The organism is Halalkalibacter okhensis, assembly GCF_000787375.1.
Taxonomy (GTDB): Bacteria; Bacillota; Bacilli; order Bacillales; family Bacillaceae_D; genus Halalkalibacter; species Halalkalibacter okhensis.
In genome coordinates this window covers 28,427-46,430 of sequence record NZ_JRJU01000031.1, presented here as the reverse complement: position 1 = coordinate 46,430, position 18,004 = coordinate 28,427, and the positions used below count along the sequence as shown (strand labels likewise).

Genomic DNA, 18,004 nt, shown 5'->3' with positions numbered 1-18,004 from the left:
AAAAAGCTCAAAACATAACGGCGGCTGCGCTCATTGCTTAGTTCCAATAAAAAAAGGGAAGATCGTCCTTTTTTTATTGGAACTAAAATAGGTCCGAACAACTAGAAAAATCGTGTGGATTTTTTACAATGAATCAGTTATGATGGAAAATGGGCTGAAATTTGTAAAGATGCTAATACAAAGGGAGCTTCGCCATTTTTTGATCATGAATAAGGGAGTAATGATGACGATGTTTGATGGATTGGGACAGCAAGCGGTCATACATATTGTGGTCAATGTGTTTTTCATTGGCGTTACATGGTGGGCATTACAATCTTTTCGATTTGATCTTTTTGTAAGAGAACCAAAGGGTCCGAAGGCAAAAGTCCTTACGATAATCGTGACGATTGCCATTGCTCAATTGGTTAGTCAGTTCTTTCTTGATTACCTTTATTCTTCGCAAATGCTCAAGTATTTGTGGGAGTAAGCACTTTCAAGTTTGACTACAACTTCCATGTATGCAGAGTCCTCTTCAGGAAAAAATGATAGTAATAAACGTTTTCTTGGGGAGGAGAACAAGCGTGGGGGAAGGTTTCACGGTTGTTGTAATTGGTTTGAATCAATTTGTTTAGGGGTATTAACATGTTCAGCGGGCAAAAAGAACACGTTCTGTCATATCAGCAAACATTCACTGGGTTTCAATTCATTTTTTGAAACTTTAGAGCACGTCTAATCGTTATAAGTATGGAGCATTCAAAGTGGCGTCGAAATTTTCGATGGATGTCAAGCTCTAGAACGAACAGAGAATATGATTGATGATATAGGTGGGACTTAAGTAGAACTGCTCACTTTACATAAAATCCAAGCGATAAGATTTCGGATCAAGTTTTCTAACCGCTTTACCCCAAGAAAAAAACGACGTACCTAGGCATTTATACGGTACATGGAACGAATGGATCTGTACTTGAATCTAATATAGTATGCAATATTAATGTAGGAACTGGGTTTGCGACTATATCTAGTGTTGGAGTGTTCAAGCAGATTCACCCAATAAAGACAAGATAGAAAAATGGGATCTTAGAATTTTAAGCTGAAACGGTAAGCTCACTGACGGATATCAGTTGGTTCTCCTTTTCCGCGTATCATTCAAAATGGACACCATACGAAAAAAATGCAAAAAATTATGAATGTCCAAGTTGCAAAATGAGACTTCAATCAAGGATTGGGCGCAAGGACAACGTTGACAATAGGAACGCCTATTATTACGGATGAATATTGATGATAGAGAAGAGACTATAATTTAGACGCGGAGGGGAATACGTTGGAAAAAATTATTGTCCGGGGTGGCAATCAGCTACGCGGCACTGTAAAGGTAGAAGGCGCTAAAAACGCAGTCTTGCCTGTAATTGCTGCATCAATACTAGCAGGCCGCGGCACAAGCCACATATATGATGTGCCACAATTGGCAGATGTATACACGATGAAAGAGGTATTAAGTAATTTAAATATTGATGTGAAATATGTTGATGGAAAATTTACGGTAAATGCTGAAAAACCATTAAAGACAGAGGCGCCATTTGAATATGTACGTAAAATGCGAGCTTCTTTCCTTGTCATGGGACCTCTTCTTGCGCGTGTAGGAAAAGCAAGAATTGCTCTACCTGGTGGTTGTGCAATTGGATCACGTCCGATTGACCAACACTTAAAAGGTTTTGAAGCAATGGGGGCAACAGTTGAGATCGGAAATGGATTTATTGAAGCCCGCATTGACGGACGTCTGCAAGGTGCAAAAATTTATCTAGACTTTCCAAGTGTAGGTGCAACAGAAAACATTATGATGGCGGCTTCGATGGCAAAAGGAACGACAATTATTGAAAATGCTGCAGAAGAACCTGAAATTGTTTGTGTTGCGAATTACTTGAACGCCATGGGCGCGAAAGTTCGTGGTGCTGGTACGGGCGAAATCCGCATTGAAGGTGTTGACGAATTAGTAGGTGCAGAGCACACGGTGATTCCTGATCGAATCGAAGCTGGAACATTCATGGTAGCAGCAGCGATCACAAAAGGAAATGTTTTAGTTGAAGGAGCCCTTTCGGAACACTTACGTCCACTAATTGCAAAAATGGGTGAAATGGGCGTGAAAATCATTGAAGAGGAAAATGGATTGCGTGTGATTGGCCCAGAAAAACTAAAGCCAGTTGACTTCAAAACGATGCCGCATCCTGGATTCCCAACTGACATGCAAGCTCAAATGATGGCCTTACTCCTTGCAGCTCATGGAACAGGTGTCATAACAGAAACCGTTTTTGAAAATCGTTTCATGCATGTTGAAGAATTCCGCCGTATGAACTCAAACATTAAAATTGAAGGCCGTTCAGCCATTATAACGGGTCCAAACAATCTGCAAGGAGCAGAAGTATCTGCTACAGACTTACGTGCAGGAGCTGCTTTGATCATTGCTGGTCTTATCGCAGAAGGTGTCACACGCGTCATGGAATTAAAACACATCGACCGCGGCTATGTGAACTTAGCTGGGAAGCTTCAAGCCCTAGGTGCAGATGTTGAGCGAGTAGAGGAAGAGCTAGAAGAAGAAATCGAAAATCTAGAGGCTCCCGCTCCACTTCAAATTAAATCAATCTAATATCTAATATGGATCGTGAGAAGGTACAAATCTAATGTGGTTTGTATCTTCTTTTTTTGGATTTTGTTGCAAAATCTCTTATTTTTACATATCGCATGTGAGTTCTATTTCCTGGCAAGCTTTCATATACTTTTTTAGACAGATTAGTAAATGGAGGATCAAACATGAAACGACTTCTCGTAGTAGCCACTATTTTATGCACAGTTGTGCTCATTATTCCAGCCGTATTAGTAGTATTTCTCTCAGATCCTGCAGATAGCACGACAACCGTTACTCGGACCATTACCTTAGAAGAGGCAGAAGAGCAATTCTCTTACAATCCAGAAGATGATGTTGCAGTCAGCGTTTTTAGAACGGGAAGTGAACAATTAGAGGATACTCCGTTAGAAAGATATGTGATGGGGGTTGTAGCATCTGAAATGCACGCCAATTTTGAAATTGAGGCTCTCAAAGCACAGGCGTTAACAGCTAGAACGTATGTGGTGCGACATATTTTACAACCTAATAAGGAAAAACTTCCAGAAGGCGCGATGGTAACGGATACGACCGACCATCAAGTGTATAAAAATGAAGAAGAATTAAGAGAGCTTTGGGGCAGTGACTATGAGCAAAATATGGCGCGCATCCAAGAGGCTGTTCTTTCAACTCAGGGGCAAGTATTAACGTATGAAGGCGAGCCAATAGATGCGTCATTCTTTTCAACGAGCAATGGCTATACAGAAAACTCGGAAGACTATTGGGGAGATGAAATCCCCTATTTACGCAGTGTAGAAAGCCCGTGGGATCAGGTGTCGCCACGATTTACCTCAGAAACAAGCGTGACGGTTAGCGAGTTTCAAGAAAAGCTAGGCGTGACCCTTCCTGAAGATGGATCAGTAGGGACCATTTTAGAGCGAACAGAAGGTGGCCGTGTAGCAAAAGTGATAATAAATGGCAAAGAACTAACTGGCCGTGTCGTAAGGGAAAAACTAGCATTGGATTCATCTGACTTTCAGTGGCAGCGCCAAGGCGAGCAAATTACGATTCAAACAAGAGGATGGGGCCATGGTGTTGGGATGAGTCAATTTGGAGCAGATGGCATGGCAAAGGAAGGCAGCAATTATACCGACATCATCCATCACTATTACAAAGGAGTAGAAATCCAGCCCGTAGAACCATTCGTATCAGAAATGTTAGCAAAAGCTGAATAATGAATGAGAGATAGATTCTTAGCTCTTATAATTGACACAAGGGAAGCCGGAATGGCTCCACGTTGTAAGCCAAGCCTGGTATGAGAAACACTCATACCAGGCTTTTTATAGAGATTGGACCGGCTCGGCACCTCCCCGCGGAAAGCGAGTGACTGAAGCGCAATGGAACGAACAAGAGGAGAACACTTACCCCAGTGACTGAAGCGCAATGAAACGAACAAGAGGAGAACACTTACCTCGAGTGACTGGAGCTCAGGTGGAGCGAACACGTACCACTAAGCCAATCCACACCTTTTTTTAATAAAATGCATAAAAAAACCCCATTTGTCGAAAACTAATTTAAAAAAAGTTTTTACGTGATGTATACATTTCTAGCAATCTGTTCAGAATGATTGCTGAGGTGATGGAAAATGAGAGAAGAAGAAAACAATCGCTCTTCTAAATCTGAAGAAAAATTAAATGTAAAAAGTTTATTACGTAAGCGCTGGGTTTTACCTGCAGTATACTTAGTCGCTGCAGCTGGTGTTTTAAGTGCCGTATTTGTTATGCAAGGTGGAGATGAGTCAGCAGCACCAGAAGATAGTGTTGAAGTGACAGATCCAAGCTATACGGGAGATATGGATCCATATGGTGAAGATGCTGTAGCTGTTACAGCTTCATCTGAAGTGGTAAAAATGCCTGTTATTGATGAAGAAGAAGTCACTGTGGTTGGGTATTTCTATGATGTGAATGGTTCACCTGAAGAACAGCAAGAAGCTCTTGTATACTACAATAATACGTATTTCCCGAATAAAGGAATGGACTTCGCTCATGTAGATGGTGAAAGCTTTGAAGTAGCTGCTGCCCTAAGTGGAACAGTTGTGAAAGCAGAGAAAGATTCATTGCTAGGGTATGTCGTTGAAATTTCTCACGAAGATGGTGTTGTAACACACTATCACAGTCTTGAAAATGTTGAAGTAGAAGAAGGCGCAACACTTGAACAAGGTGAGATTCTTGGACGTGCAGGGCGCAATAGCTACAACGCTGATGCAGGAATCCACGTACACTTTGAAATTCGTTATGATGGCGTAGCTGTTAATCCAAATGATGTGTTCCAACAACCCATTGACTCGGTAAGAGACGTGGCGGATGAACAAGAAAAAGAAGAAGAAGAAAAGCCAGCTGAAGAAGAAGATGGCAAAGAAGACGGCACGGCAGACGAAGACGAAGTAGCACCTGAAGAGAACAATGACGAAGGTGAAGACGAGGAAGAACAAAGCGAAATCGGCTAAACGAAGCCATACACAAACTGACTGATGAAAAAAAAGTCAGTTTGTGTTTTTTTGTCGTACAGAAACATTTGACATTAGTCTGAAATTTTGAAATAATGTGATATAGAACAGTGAGTTGGTTTTGTCATTTCACTGTAACAGCTCACTTTTTTAAAGAACAATAATGATAACGCTTACAAAAATGAGTATTGGAGGGATCAAAATGTTGTATGTCTTCTTAATTATTTTGCTGTTATCAATTATTTTTACCTTTCGCTTAAAAAAGCCATTATTGTTGTCTGTCCCCTTTGTATCTATCTTCATCTACTTGATTGTTCAAATTGCCATGGTACCACTAGGCTTCTTTGAAACCATACGATTTATTATGGGGTTGAGGTAATGTGAAAAAGAATACTAGGAGACATCTACGTCTAATTCAGACCGACCATTCAGTATGTGCCCGGTGTAAACGGGGTGAACTAATCGATATGCCTAACTCAAGGTATGTCCTAATCCTAAGTGTGCTTCCGTGGATGGTTGCTCTACTGTTATCCTTCATGATTCATCCGATTTTCTTTCTTTTTGTGCCGATAGTAACCATCATCAACATGTACATTTCAAAAAAGCAAAAACCTCTCAGACGCTGTAAGTCCTGTCATAAAATCCAACGACATCTAAGAGCAATATAACAAGCTAGTTTACTCTGTAAAGGAGGGATGAAGTAGCTTAACTTGTTATGCTTATTGAAAATTTTATCAAAAAAGAGGAGGAATGAGTTGTGAAGAAAATTGACAAAAAAGTAGCGGACTCTTATTTTTATGCGCGTACGTGGCTTGTCGTCATTTGCTTAATCATCGGTGGACTTGTTTCGTTTGGTGTGGTGGCTTTTGCTGAAAACTTCGCTACATTTACGATTATGGGAATGCCAGCCCATTATTATATGGGGGCACAAGGAGCTGTGGTCACATTCGTTATCTTGCTTTTTGGAAACGCTATCATAAGTGATCAAATTGATAAGAAATTTGGGATTGACGAGGAACATAATACGCGAGTTAGCTCTGGTAAGGTGTTAGATCACTAGGTTTTGTCCGGAAAAAAGAGAACCTGCAGGGGGGAATAAATAAATGGATCAGCAAACAATTGTGTCATTACTACTCATTTTGGCTACATTTGGACTTTATATTGGGATCTCTGTCTACAACAGAGCACGAGCAACCTCTGACTTTTACGTAGCAAGCCGCGGTGTTCCACCTTTCTGGAACGGGATGGCAATCGGTGGAGACTGGATGAGTGCAGCCTCTTTTATTGGTATGGCTGGGACAGTCATGATTCTTGGGTATGATGGTTTAGCCTACATAATGGGTTGGACTGGAGGGTACTTATTCCTAACATTCTTACTAGCACCACAGCTTAGAAAATATGGACGTTACACGGTTCCTGAATTTATCGGTGACCGCTTTGATAGTAACGCTGCACGACTGATTGCGGCGATTGCAACGATTATCATTAGTTTTACGTACATTATTGGTCAGCTTGCAGGCTCCGGGGTGGTAATTGGACGCATCCTTAACATTCCGGCGATGTACGGTACCATGATCGGGGTTGTTGTTATTGCAATTTACGCGACACTTGGTGGGATGAAAGGGATCACGTGGACGCAGGTTGCTCAGTACATGATCTTAATTATCGCCTATATTATTCCAATTGTCTTCATGTCACTTCAGGTAACAAACAATCCGTTGCCATGGCTAACGTATGGAAACATCGTGACACAGCTAGGCGAGCTGGATCGTGAGCTCGGGATTTCGGAGTATTTTGCTCCATTTGCAGAAAGTGATAAATCTCAGTTTATTGCCCTTATGTTTACATTAATGGTTGGTACAGCTGCTCTTCCTCACGTAATCGTTCGTTTCTATACAGTAACAACAATGAAAGCAGCGCGTTGGAGCGGTGCGTGGGCGTTAGTTTTCATCGCGCTTTTATACTTATCAGCTCCTGCTTATGCAGCATTCTCGCGCTTTATTTTAATGACGCGTGTTGCAGGTCAACCACTTGATCAATTACCAGCATGGACAGAAACATGGGTTAACACAGGTTTGTTACAGCTTGCTGATACGAATGGTGATGGCATTTTGCAATGGCAGGAAATTATCATCTCCAATGATATCGTTGTTATGGCGACACCTGAGATTGCCAATATTGGCGTGTTTGTCATCGGGTTAGTGGCAGCCGGAGCAATGGCAGCCGCGCTTTCAACAGCCGGTGGTCTTTTAATTACAATTTCGTCTTCGTTTGCTCATGATATTTACTATCGTTTATTAAAACCAGATGCAAGTGATAAAAAGCGTTTAGCTGCAGGTCGTTGGGCAATTGTTCTTGCAACAATCGTAGCTGGGATTGTAGCCTTAAATCCTCCAGGTGTTATTACGCAGATTGTGGCATGGGCGTTTGGTCTTGCTGGTGGAACGTTCTTCCCCGTCTTGCTTCTTGGTGTGTGGTGGAAGCGTTGTAACAAACAAGGTGCCATTGCCGGGATGTTAACAGGATTAACGGTTACACTGACATATATCTTCTTAGCACGTGAAGGCATTACGCTATTTGGTATTCAAGATACAGGGGCTGGTTTAATTGGGGTTCCGATTAACTTACTCGTTACAATTCTTGTTTCAAAAATGACAGCCGCACCATCGCAAAAACTTCAAGATGAAGTTGTTGACCTCCGTTATCCAGAACAAATGACGTACCGTGACGGAGAGGTATGGATGGATGAGGGCGCTGGAAAATAAATTTCATGAGCGCATTCGAAAGCACCCCATTTTCAAAGGACTCAGTGATCATGAGTTTGCTGAATGCTTGGGTGCATGCGCCCTTAGATCCTATCAAAAAGGCGACAAGGTGCTATACAAAAAGGCACCAAGAGAAGGACTTCTGCTTATCCTACAAGGGGTGGCAGAAGTTTTTGTTGCACAAGAGCACGGGAAGTACCACCAGAAGGAGGTCCTGGAGGTACTCGAGCAAGACGACATGATTGGCTTTTCAAGCTTAGCTGATTTTTTAGATGGAAAGACAGAAGATCCAACGCGTTATGAGGTTGAAGTTGCTGCCGTCTGTGAAACAGTCTGTCTTCATATCCCAAGTGCTGTTGTAAAAGCGCGCTTTGACGACCCGATTGTGAGAGATTTTGCCCTGCAGCAAGCGACGATTCGGTTACGTGATATTTACGGCTCTTTAGCTGAGCAAGTACAACTAGCAAACAAATGGGGGGAGAGCGAACCATTTATTCGCCTGATTCATGATGTCATGAATGAGCCTGTTGTTGTCGCTGATATGGATGATGATGTTCAGGACATTGCTGGGAAGATGGTGGAGCACTCCACGAGCTCGGTTGTTGTGTTAAATGATAGCGACCAATTAATTGGCATTGTGACAGAGAAAGATCTAGTCCAGCGTGTCGTAGCTAGAGGACTCGGTGCAGGGACCGTCGCGCGTGAAATTATGACACCACATCCTTTTATCATTGCCCGCGACGCCTATTACTACGAAGCGATGTCGAGTTTTCTGATGAATGGCATTAAGCATTTACCGGTGATGGATGGCGGACGGGTTATTGGAATGGTGACATTATCGGATTTGCTGAGGAAGAAAAACCGAGGAACAATCGAGTTGCTGCAAACCGTGGAAGAATCAACAGTGGAGACTCTACATGAGTTGAAACCCGCCTTTTATGATGTGTTAGGCCACTTGATTCAAGACGGAATCCCAACGGTTCATACTCTTGAAGTGATGACAAAGCTCTATGATCGCTTCGTCAGGCATGCGATTGATCTAGCTGTAAAAGAGGTCGGCCAGCCGCCAGTTGCGTTCGCTTGGTACATGATGGGAAGTGGTGGTCGGAAGGAGCAATTTATGCTTACAGATCAAGATCATTTTCTTGTGTATGCAGATGGTGGCGATTTGGCAATGGTGGAAGCCTATTTTGAAACATTGGGTGCGGAGATCGTTCGCTGTTTGGAAGCGGCTGGCTATAAGCGGTGCAAAGGCCTCATGATGGCGAGTGAGTCGCAGTGGCGCGGGACTTTGTCGGCTTGGAAAGAGCGATTGCGCAGCTGGGGTGTCCGAGCGACAAATGAAAACATTTTGCTCGCTCATAACTTTTTGGCGTTCCGGTTTGTGTACGGCGATGAAGCATTGCACGATCAATTTGTCGTGAGCGTGACAGAGCAGCTTGAACGTTCTCGTATCTTCTTATTTAGGATGGCTGAGCTTGAGAAAGAGCAACCTGTGCCGACGTTTGACCATCCGATACGCGCGTTATTTCGAATGAAGCGCGAGTCAGTCGACTTGAAAAAGCAGGCTCTCTTTCCGTTTCACCACTGCCTGCAGCTGCTTTGTGCGAGAAAGGGTCTCGTTGGAGGAGGAAGTCCGCTAGAGCAACTAGAGTGGCTCGTGAAGAAAAAGATATTCTCTGAAAACACAGCGGATGAGCTGCGCTTTGCCTATGAAGTGGTGCTCCGGATTCGAGTGGAGCGTGGGTGGGAAGCCTATCGCAAGGGCGAACAAAGTGGTAGTTTAGTAGATTTCAATCAGTTACGGACGAAAGATAAAGAAGAGCTATTATTAGCGCTAAAAACCATTCGGTCCCTACAAAATCAAGTAGTCGGAATGCATTAAGGAGGGTGAAGGCCCCGAGGATCGAGGGGGGCAGGTGACCGTGGGTGGGTTTAATGTGCGAAAATCTCAATATATCGGCGAAACGCCAAAACAACGCCAAAACAACGCCAAAACAACGCCCCTCATCTGCTCATTTTGCCTACTAATAAAGCAAAGGTGGTGCATCAGAACGATGTTTTGGAAAAAGCCGGTTTTACCAGCGGGACAGTCTATTGCACGTGCGGAAACCCCGCTTAATACGCCGATCTCTGACATCACCTTTACGGTTTTCGACACCGAAACGACAGGTTTTGCGGTGGGGAGGCACGATCGGCTCATTGAAATCGGAGCAGTCCATGTGAAGGGAAACAGGGTCCTAGAAACAGAAACCTTCCATATGCATGTGAATCCAGAGCGTAGCATCCCACCAGAAATTACCGAGCTCACCGGTATTTCCATGGAAACGATCGAACATGCACCGAACTCGCTTGAAGCGATAGAGGCCTACCTTCACTATAATGAAAAAGCAAACAGCACGATTTGGGTCGGTCATTATGTGAGCTTTGACTTGCTTGTTATAAAAAAAGAATTGCAACGGCATCAGTACCGTATAGATATGCCTACAACCATCGATACACTTGATCTGATTGGCTATATAAGCCCATCTAAACACATGCTTGATTTAGAAATATACGCTAGTCAATTTGGCACACGAATCTATAATCGCCACGAGGCTTTAGGCGATGCACTGACAACGGCACACCTTTTTTGTGAGCTTTTATATCACCTCGAAAACCGTGGTAAACGTACATTTGCCGACCTTTTGGCGATTAGTGACATGTCTAAAAGGAACATACAATTCTGAAAAGTCAAGCATGTCCTTACAAGAATGTGGTATATCTGGTGACTCCCCCTAATAAACTGTACCAATCACCAACACAGAATTAGGAGGCGAGTCGTGTGCACGATTACATCAAAGAGCGAACTATCAAGATTGGTAGGTATGTTGTTGAGACAAAGAAAACGGTGAGAACAATCGCAAAGGAATTCGGAGTCTCAAAGAGTACCGTACACAAAGACCTCACAGAAAGACTGCCAGAAATCAATCCAGAGCTTGCAAACGAAGTGAAGGAAATTCTGGAATATCACAAGTCCATCCGTCACCTGCGCGGAGGAGAAGCGACTAAAGTAAAATACAGAAAATCAGAAGAATCGACAGAACCAATTGTCAAAGCACGAAACTAATTGTCAAATCATGTAACTTTTTTTAAAAAAATGATCCCTGTTAGAACATTCTGTGATAAAATAGAAAATTAGGTAAATCGTAATACTTAATACGATTATGATCGGATAACAGGGAGGAAAAAGAATCATGTTTGGTCGCGATATTGGAATTGATCTAGGTACTGCAAATGTCCTCATTTATGTAAAAGGTAGTGGAATTGTCCTAAATGAACCGTCTGTGGTTGCGGTTGAAACAACAACCAATCGAGTACTTGCAGTAGGGGAGGAAGCGTTCCGCATGGTCGGGCGTACACCAGGAAATATTGTTGCCCTACGCCCAATGAAAGACGGTGTCATTGCAAACTTTGAAATGACAGAATCCATGCTTAAGCACTTTTTAAGTAAGATTAACGTCAAAAGTCTTTTCTCAAAGCCTAGAATTCTGATTTGCTGCCCAACGAACATTACATCAGTTGAGCAAAAAGCAATCCGTGAAGCAGCAGAGAAAAGCGGTGGGAAAAATGTGTATTTGGAAGAAGAACCAAAGGTTGCCGCAATTGGAGCAGGGATGGATATTTTCCAACCAAGCGGGAACATGGTCGTTGACATAGGCGGTGGAACAACAGATGTTGCTGTTCTTTCTATGGGTGATATCGTCACCGCCTCTTCCATAAAAGTAGCTGGCGATCGCTTTGACTCAGACATTCTGGCATATATAAAGAAGAAGTATAAACTCTTAATTGGTGAGCGAACAGCCGAGAACATCAAAGTCCAAGTTGCAACAGTATTTCCAGGTGCACGACAAGAAGAAATTGACATTCGCGGACGTGATATGGTAAGTGGACTTCCGAGAACAATTACGGTACACTCTAAAGAGATTGAAGAAGCGTTAATGGAATCTGTTTCATACATAGTCCATGCTTCAAAACAAGTGTTAGAACAAACACCTCCAGAGCTTTCAGCCGATATTATTGATCGCGGCGTCATTTTAACAGGTGGAGGAGCCTTATTGCACGGCATCGACCAACTGCTTGCAGAGGAGCTCAAGGTTCCGGTACTCGTAGCAGATGAGCCAATGCATTGTGTGGCAAAAGGAACAGGCATTATTTTAGAAAACCTAGACCGTATGTCTAGTAAAAAGTACGTATTTAAGCGGACAAGCTTAAGATAAAAGTAACAGGAGGAACGAGCATGCTTCGTGGAATGTACGGGGCTGCAGCAGGGATGATTGCCCAACAGCAGCGCCAAGAAATGTTGACAAATAACTTAGCCAATGCGAATACACCGGGGTTCAAAGCAGATCAAGCCTCACTTAGGGCGTTTCCTAATATGCTTGTTAAAGCAATGAACACACAAGGCACACAGGGGACCAGCACAGACGATTGGTGAGTTAACAACAGGGGTGTACCTACAGGAACGCATGCCGAATTTCCGCCAAGGGGATCTGATGGAAACAGGAAACAATACGGATGTTGCCTTGTTACAAGGCGTCCTGCCTGAGACAGAGTCCGGTCGACCAGGTGCTCTTTTTTACATGATGCAAAATGAAAATGGCGATGTTCGTTATGCTCGAAATGGCAATTTTACCGTTGATGGAGCAGGCTTCTTAACGTCACCTGCTGGCCATTATGTGTTAGATACAAATGGAGAGCCGATTGAAGTTGGCAACGAGGAATTTCGAGTGAACGAGACGGGTGTTGTTTTTAATCAAGCTGGAGCACAAGTCGCCCAGTTAAATATTGTCTATTCAGAAGACCCAATGCAGCTTGTGAAAGAGGGAGATGGTCTCCTTCGTTTTGAAGGCGAGGGTGAATTGCCAACAGCGATTGGAAACGGAGAAATTAGTTTTCAACTACAACAAGGCTTCCTAGAGCGTTCAAATGTGGATGCACAACAGACGATGACGGAGATGATGAACGCCTACCGGTCCTTTGAAGCGAACCAACGAGTCCTTCAAGCATATGATCAAAGCATGGATAAGGCAGTAAATGAAATAGGGAAAATAGGCTAGACCATTACGGTTATAGCTCCTGTTTGAGCACGTATTATATATAGAAGAGGGATGACGATGAACACATCGATGATTGCTGCTTCCGTAAGCATGGGGCAGATTCAAAGAAAGCTTGATACGATTTCACACAACATTGCAAACACAAATACAACAGGATATAAGCGCCGTGAATCAACGTTTTCTGATTTGCTTCATCAACAAGTGAACAATCAATCAAGAGCGGAAATGGAAGTGGGCCGTCTTACCCCAAATGGCTTACGTGTTGGAACAGGAGCTAAAATTGCTCAAACGGCCGTTCGTACCGAAGCCGGAGCGCTTTTAGAGACCGAGCGAGAACTTGATTTTGCTTTAACAGAAAAAAATCATTTCTTCCGGATTCAAACGATGGAAAATGGTGCGCCGGTTGAGCGTTTAACTCGAGATGGAGCGTTTTATTTATCGGAAGATCCAGATAATGCCCAAGCGTTAGCACTAGTGACATCAAACGGTGATTTTGTTTTAAATGCAGCGGGTAATCGCATCAATCTACCTAGAAACTTTCAAACTATTAGTTTATCAGGAGAAGGCCAGCTGCTTGTGACATTACAGGATGGAACCGTACAAAACGCCGGACAACTTGGTTTAACGAATGTATTAAAACCACAGCTGCTTGATGCTGTTGGCGACAATATGTACCGCTTTCCAGATCTTCAAGCACTAGGACTTGCTGCTAATGATGTCCGTGAAGATGTGGCAGGAAATGGCCAAATGGTAAGCCAAGGATTTCTTGAAGGATCCAATGTAGACTTGAGCAAAGAAATGAACGATCTCATTGAAGCACAACGTCATTATCAATTCAACGCGCGCTCTATTTCGATGGCAGATGAAATGTCGGGGTTAGTAAACGGACTACGCCGATAAGACAAATAGACGCAAGAAAATCAGCAGGAACGGCTGAACAGATTTGAGGAGAAAACGATGACTGATAACCAATCAAATGACAAAAGCCGAAAAATAGAATCTGAGCTTCCTGAAGACCAGGACTTGCAGACACCAGAGACGGATGTAACAGAGGATGCTCCTGAGAATGAGTTAGATCATGCGGTTGAAGGAGTAGACGACACGGGTGAGAGCTCTCCTGAAGGTTCTTCATTAGAGGAGGAACAACTACTTGATGAAGAGCTCAAAAACTCTGAGCATATGACAGAGACGGAGCTCTTAGATGAAGTAGAAGAACTCAACAAGCTCGATGATAAGAACTCGCTAACATTAGGTGATGAGGACTTGTCAACAGACGATCTCTTAGATGAAGAAGCTCTTGAGGATAAGGAAGGCGAGGAGCTTGTGGACTCAGAAGCCCTCGCCCTCCAAGCACAGGAAGAAAACCAAGATGAGGAAGATAATAGAGAGGCACGAAGAAAGAAACGCCCTAAGAAGGAGCGTCTTCGTCTCATTCCTATTTGGCTTCGTCTTTTGCTTGCAATTCTGTTAGTCGGTGGAAGTCTAATTTTAGGCGTCATTCTTGGCTATAGTGTCATCGGTGGTAAAGACGCTGGTGAAGCGACAAAGCCAGAAACATGGTACCATATTGTTGATATGATTCGAGGACGTTAGACGTCCTCGAATTTTTTTGTTTTATTAGGAGGAAGAAGGTACCTGGCCTGTTATTCATTAGCAATATCTTATGATATAATTGAAGACATATACATATTGAAGGGATGATGGCTTCTTGCTAACTATTGAAGAAATTAAAGAAATTATACCGCATCGCTACCCATTTTTATTAGTTGATCGTATTCTGGAAGTAGAAGATGGGAAAAAAGCAATTGGGATCAAAAATGTGAGTGCAAACGAAGAGTTTTTTAACGGACATTTCCCTGATTATCCGGTTATGCCAGGAGTTTTAATTGTGGAAGCGCTCGCTCAAGTAGGGGCTGTTGCAATCTTAAAGCCAGAGGCAAACCGTGGCAAGCTTGCCTTTTTTGCTGGAATTGATAACTGTCGTTTCAAAAAACAAGTTAAACCAGGTGATCAACTTCGCCTAGAGGTCGAAATTGTTCGCTTGAAAGGGCCAATTGGAAAAGGACATGCGATTGCAACCGTTGATGGGGAGATTGCTTGTGAGACAGACATTACGTTTGCTGTAAAATAAGGAGATAGGGATTAGAGGTCAGTAAGGAGCCTGCGCATAGCCTGTTATGGAAAAAAAGCAGGCTCCACCTAAAGTTTCAGCTTCAAATAGTAGTTAGAGACGAATGAAAAAGAGTAGCGCAGAGTGTACGGAAAAAGCTCAGCCTTTTTTTCATTCGCCTCTACAAGCAACATGGATTACCCCCATGAAAGAGAGGAAAAAGGGAATGAACCTGGCGATTGAGCGTTTCTCAAAAGATCAAAAGAACATAGAAATACTCTTCAACCATATGAATGATGGCTTGATGATTACCGATCATAAACGTGAAATATTGGTTGTTAACCCTGCTTTTGAACGAATGACGGGCTACACAACAGATGAAGTCATTGGGAAAGATCCAAACTTTCTCCAATCAGGGAAAACACCTCGGAAAACCTATGATGAGATGTGGAGTCATATCCGATCAAAGGGTTCTTGGACAGGGGAATTAATCAATAAACGTAAAGGTGGGGCGCTCTTTTGGTCCTACATTACTGTAACTGAAATCAAACAAGATTATCCCGAAGAGACGTTCTTTATTGGCATTATGCGCGATATGACGGCTCGTAAGGACAATGAAGAAGCAATGAAGCATTTGGCCTATCACGATATGCTTACACAGCTGCCAAATAGAATTCACTTTAGGGAATCGCTTGAGAAAGCTCTCGGGTCAGCTAGCAACACTGAAAAAGTCGCTGTGCTTTTTCTTGATTTAGACCGGTTCAAAAAAATTAATGATTCATTTGGGCACCCAGCAGGGGATGAAGTTCTTATTGAGGTGGCTAAGCGCTTAAAAGAGGTAGTTGGCAAAAACGGTCTTGTCAGTCGCTTTGCTGGAGATGAATTCACGATTTTTGTCGTTTATAAAGAAGAGGTCTTTCTACATAGTCTTATCGATTCCCTCTTTGAAGCGATACAAATGCCCATACTAGTGGAGGGTCAATGGTTTCATTTGACCTTAAGCATGGGAATTAGTCTATACCCTGAACATGGACGAGATGTCGACAGCCTGTTAAAAAATGCTGACTCTGCTATGTACATGAAAAAGGGAGAAGGGCGTAACAACTATTGTTTCTATGAGGTTGAAATGGAGAATAAGTCCGTCGATTCACTCACACTTGAAGCAGACTTGATGGATGCTCTTGAACATGAACAGCTTGAAGTTTACTACCAAGTACAAGTGGACTTAGAAACGGGTAAGCCATATGGCGTGGAGGCTCTTGTACGGTGGAACCATCCTAAGCTAGGTTTATTGCCGCCAATTGGTTTCTTGCCAATTGCAGAGGAAATGGGAATGCTTGCGGAGATTGATGAGTGGGTGCTGAAAAAAGCATTGAAACAAGGAAGTCTTTGGCATGAGCAAGGCTTCAACCAATTGAAAGTGTCGGTGAACATTTCAAAGCCTTTTTTCCAAAAAAGCCATTTTACAAATATAATAAATAACGCTTTAGAGGAGTCAAAGATCGATCCTAGTCTCTTATGCCTTGAAATAACGGAGAATATGGCCATTTTGCAATTGAAGGAAATCAGGGAAAAGTTAATGGCATTAAAAGAAAAAGGTGTATGTGTGTCACTAGATGATTTTGGTACCGGTTATTCATCCTTAAGTCAGCTGAATTTCTTTCCAATTGATACATTAAAAATTGATCAATCCTTCGTTAGAGGAAAATCAACGAAGGAGAAGAAAGCAATCGTTAAGCTCATTATCGCGATGGCCCAAAGCTTAGGTGTATCGGTTATTTGCGAAGGAGTCGAAACAGAAGATCAACTGACTCTTATCAAAAACAAAGGATGTACGTACGCACAAGGCTACTTCTTCAGCAAGCCTGTAGCAAGTCACGAATGCGAAGCCATTATACATGAATTAAATTACTCGAAATAGAGAAACTACGACTAGCCTATTAATACCACAAATAGGCTAGTCTTTGTGTATGCCCACCCTACATTGTTACTGTAAAAAAAGAACGTCACTAAAAAGGTGAAAATCCTACTTTTTCAGTACCGTATTGACGTGCTGAGAGGTCTGAGCCTTTTATGTGAAAAGATGTGACAAAGTGAGAAGCTTGTTAGACATTTCCAAAAAAGTACGCAATTCGTAGACGGTCATGAATAATCTTGCTAAGATACACAAAGACTAACAGCAAGCCAAAGATATATCTGCTAGTCATATAATAAATTTTGGGGGTAATTGATTATGAAGAAATTTTTAATGACAACAGCAGCTGCTGCATTAACTGTTGGTTTACTAGCAGCTTGTGGAGCACCTGCAGAAGAAGATCCAATGTTAGAAGAAGATCCAGCTGTTGAGGAGCCTGCAGTAGAAGATCCAGCAATGGATGAGCCTGTAGAAGAGGATCCTGCGTTAGAAGATGAAGAGCTTGATACTGAAGAAGAAATCGACGTTGAATTAGACGAAGATACTGGTGACGAGTTCGCTGACGAGGAAGAAGAAGACGAAGAAGCTACTAACTAATAACAAATATAGAAACCTATCGCCTACGGGCGGTGGGTTTTTTTGTCGTAATAATTTGTTGCGAAGAAATAGGTACCTCCTCGCGTTGGTGGACATTAGCTGAGAAAACAATAGCTAAAAGAAGGGTGTAAGTATTAGAATTTTCTGCGAAATAAAATGTGATAGTTAGATAAATTAAAAAAATTTTTTTTCGTTTTGTATTGAAAAATAATTTTTTTGATTTATAATGAAGTAGAAATTAAATTTCACATTTTGTAAGGGGATTCATTCGCTAACAAAGTTGAATAACTTTTCAAAAGAGTTTTTGCCTAATTATTGCAACCTTTCTTTTCGGACTTACAGAAAGCGCTTTCTTTTTTCTCGGAGCCGTTTAGATGAGAAAAAGGGAAGTAGAGTCCATTATGAAGGCGCTTAAAATTAGGGGGACGAGAAATTTG

The 18,004-nt window shown here is 42.5% G+C and carries 16 protein-coding genes and 1 pseudogene; all 17 read left to right on the top strand.

The annotated features are described in order from the left end of the window. Positions 1-205 precede the first annotated feature (205 nt). Positions 206-466, top strand: a complete 261-nt coding sequence (locus LQ50_RS18355; RefSeq protein ID WP_308417933.1) for a DUF1146 family protein — start codon at positions 206-208, stop codon at positions 464-466. An 834-nt stretch (positions 467-1,300) separates the two neighbouring features. Beyond that, positions 1,301-2,620 carry a UDP-N-acetylglucosamine 1-carboxyvinyltransferase gene (murA, locus tag LQ50_RS18350; protein WP_034632012.1) on the top strand — a complete coding sequence of 440 codons (1,320 nt, stop codon included), beginning with the start codon at positions 1,301-1,303 and terminating at the stop codon, positions 2,618-2,620. A 164-nt stretch (positions 2,621-2,784) separates the two neighbouring features. After that, positions 2,785-3,810 (top strand): stage II sporulation protein D, encoded by a 1,026-nt coding sequence (gene spoIID / locus LQ50_RS18345; RefSeq protein ID WP_034632010.1) that lies wholly within the window; start codon positions 2,785-2,787, stop codon positions 3,808-3,810. A 410-nt stretch (positions 3,811-4,220) separates the two neighbouring features. Beyond that, positions 4,221-5,081, top strand: coding sequence for a stage II sporulation protein SpoIIQ (spoIIQ, locus tag LQ50_RS18340; protein ID WP_034632008.1), 861 nt, complete (start codon positions 4,221-4,223; stop codon positions 5,079-5,081). A gap of 202 nt (positions 5,082-5,283) precedes the next feature. Further along, positions 5,284-5,460: a hypothetical protein gene (locus tag LQ50_RS25820; protein WP_034632005.1), complete on the top strand. Its 177-nt coding sequence runs from the start codon at positions 5,284-5,286 to the stop codon at positions 5,458-5,460. A 378-nt stretch (positions 5,461-5,838) separates the two neighbouring features. Beyond that, a complete protein-coding gene (locus LQ50_RS18330; protein WP_034632004.1) occupies positions 5,839-6,141 on the top strand; it encodes a DUF4212 domain-containing protein in 303 nt (100 codons plus the stop codon). Positions 6,142-6,184: 43 nt separating this feature from the next. Next, complete coding sequence (locus tag LQ50_RS18325) at positions 6,185-7,846, top strand: sodium:solute symporter family protein (protein WP_034632002.1); 1,662 nt, start codon at positions 6,185-6,187, stop codon at positions 7,844-7,846. Beyond that, positions 7,827-9,731, top strand: a complete 1,905-nt coding sequence (locus tag LQ50_RS18320) for a DUF294 nucleotidyltransferase-like domain-containing protein (protein ID WP_034632001.1) — start codon at positions 7,827-7,829, stop codon at positions 9,729-9,731. The genes LQ50_RS18325 and LQ50_RS18320 overlap by 20 nt, the downstream gene beginning before the upstream one ends. A 172-nt stretch (positions 9,732-9,903) precedes the next feature. Beyond that, the gene (locus LQ50_RS18315; RefSeq protein WP_052144850.1) at positions 9,904-10,575 is read left to right on the top strand and encodes a 3'-5' exonuclease; all 672 of its coding nucleotides are present in this window, start codon (positions 9,904-9,906) and stop codon (positions 10,573-10,575) included. Positions 10,576-10,670: 95 nt separating this feature from the next. Then, on the top strand, positions 10,671-10,955 hold the full coding sequence (gene spoIIID, locus LQ50_RS18310) for a sporulation transcriptional regulator SpoIIID (RefSeq protein WP_034632000.1): 285 nt from the start codon (positions 10,671-10,673) through the stop codon (positions 10,953-10,955). A gap of 127 nt (positions 10,956-11,082) precedes the next feature. Next, complete coding sequence (locus LQ50_RS18305) at positions 11,083-12,105, top strand: rod shape-determining protein (protein WP_034631997.1); 1,023 nt, start codon at positions 11,083-11,085, stop codon at positions 12,103-12,105. Between the two features lie 20 nt (positions 12,106-12,125). Continuing rightward, positions 12,126-12,945 (top strand): annotated as a pseudogene (locus tag LQ50_RS18300) (flagellar hook-basal body protein). A gap of 57 nt (positions 12,946-13,002) precedes the next feature. After that, complete coding sequence (locus LQ50_RS18295; protein WP_034631996.1) at positions 13,003-13,845, top strand: flagellar hook-basal body protein; 843 nt, start codon at positions 13,003-13,005, stop codon at positions 13,843-13,845. 57 nt (positions 13,846-13,902) lie between these two features. Beyond that, positions 13,903-14,538 (top strand): DNA-directed RNA polymerase subunit beta, encoded by a 636-nt coding sequence (locus LQ50_RS18290; protein ID WP_237563748.1) that lies wholly within the window; start codon positions 13,903-13,905, stop codon positions 14,536-14,538. Positions 14,539-14,653: 115 nt separating this feature from the next. Further along, positions 14,654-15,076 carry a 3-hydroxyacyl-ACP dehydratase FabZ gene (gene fabZ / locus LQ50_RS18285; protein ID WP_034631994.1) on the top strand — a complete coding sequence of 141 codons (423 nt, stop codon included), beginning with the start codon at positions 14,654-14,656 and terminating at the stop codon, positions 15,074-15,076. A gap of 103 nt (positions 15,077-15,179) precedes the next feature. Then, a complete protein-coding gene (locus LQ50_RS18280; RefSeq protein ID WP_084138930.1) occupies positions 15,180-16,976 on the top strand; it encodes a putative bifunctional diguanylate cyclase/phosphodiesterase in 1,797 nt (598 codons plus the stop codon). A 312-nt stretch (positions 16,977-17,288) separates the two neighbouring features. Next, positions 17,289-17,567 (top strand): hypothetical protein, encoded by a 279-nt coding sequence (locus tag LQ50_RS18275; RefSeq protein WP_052144848.1) that lies wholly within the window; start codon positions 17,289-17,291, stop codon positions 17,565-17,567. The last annotated feature ends 437 nt before the right edge of the window (positions 17,568-18,004 follow it).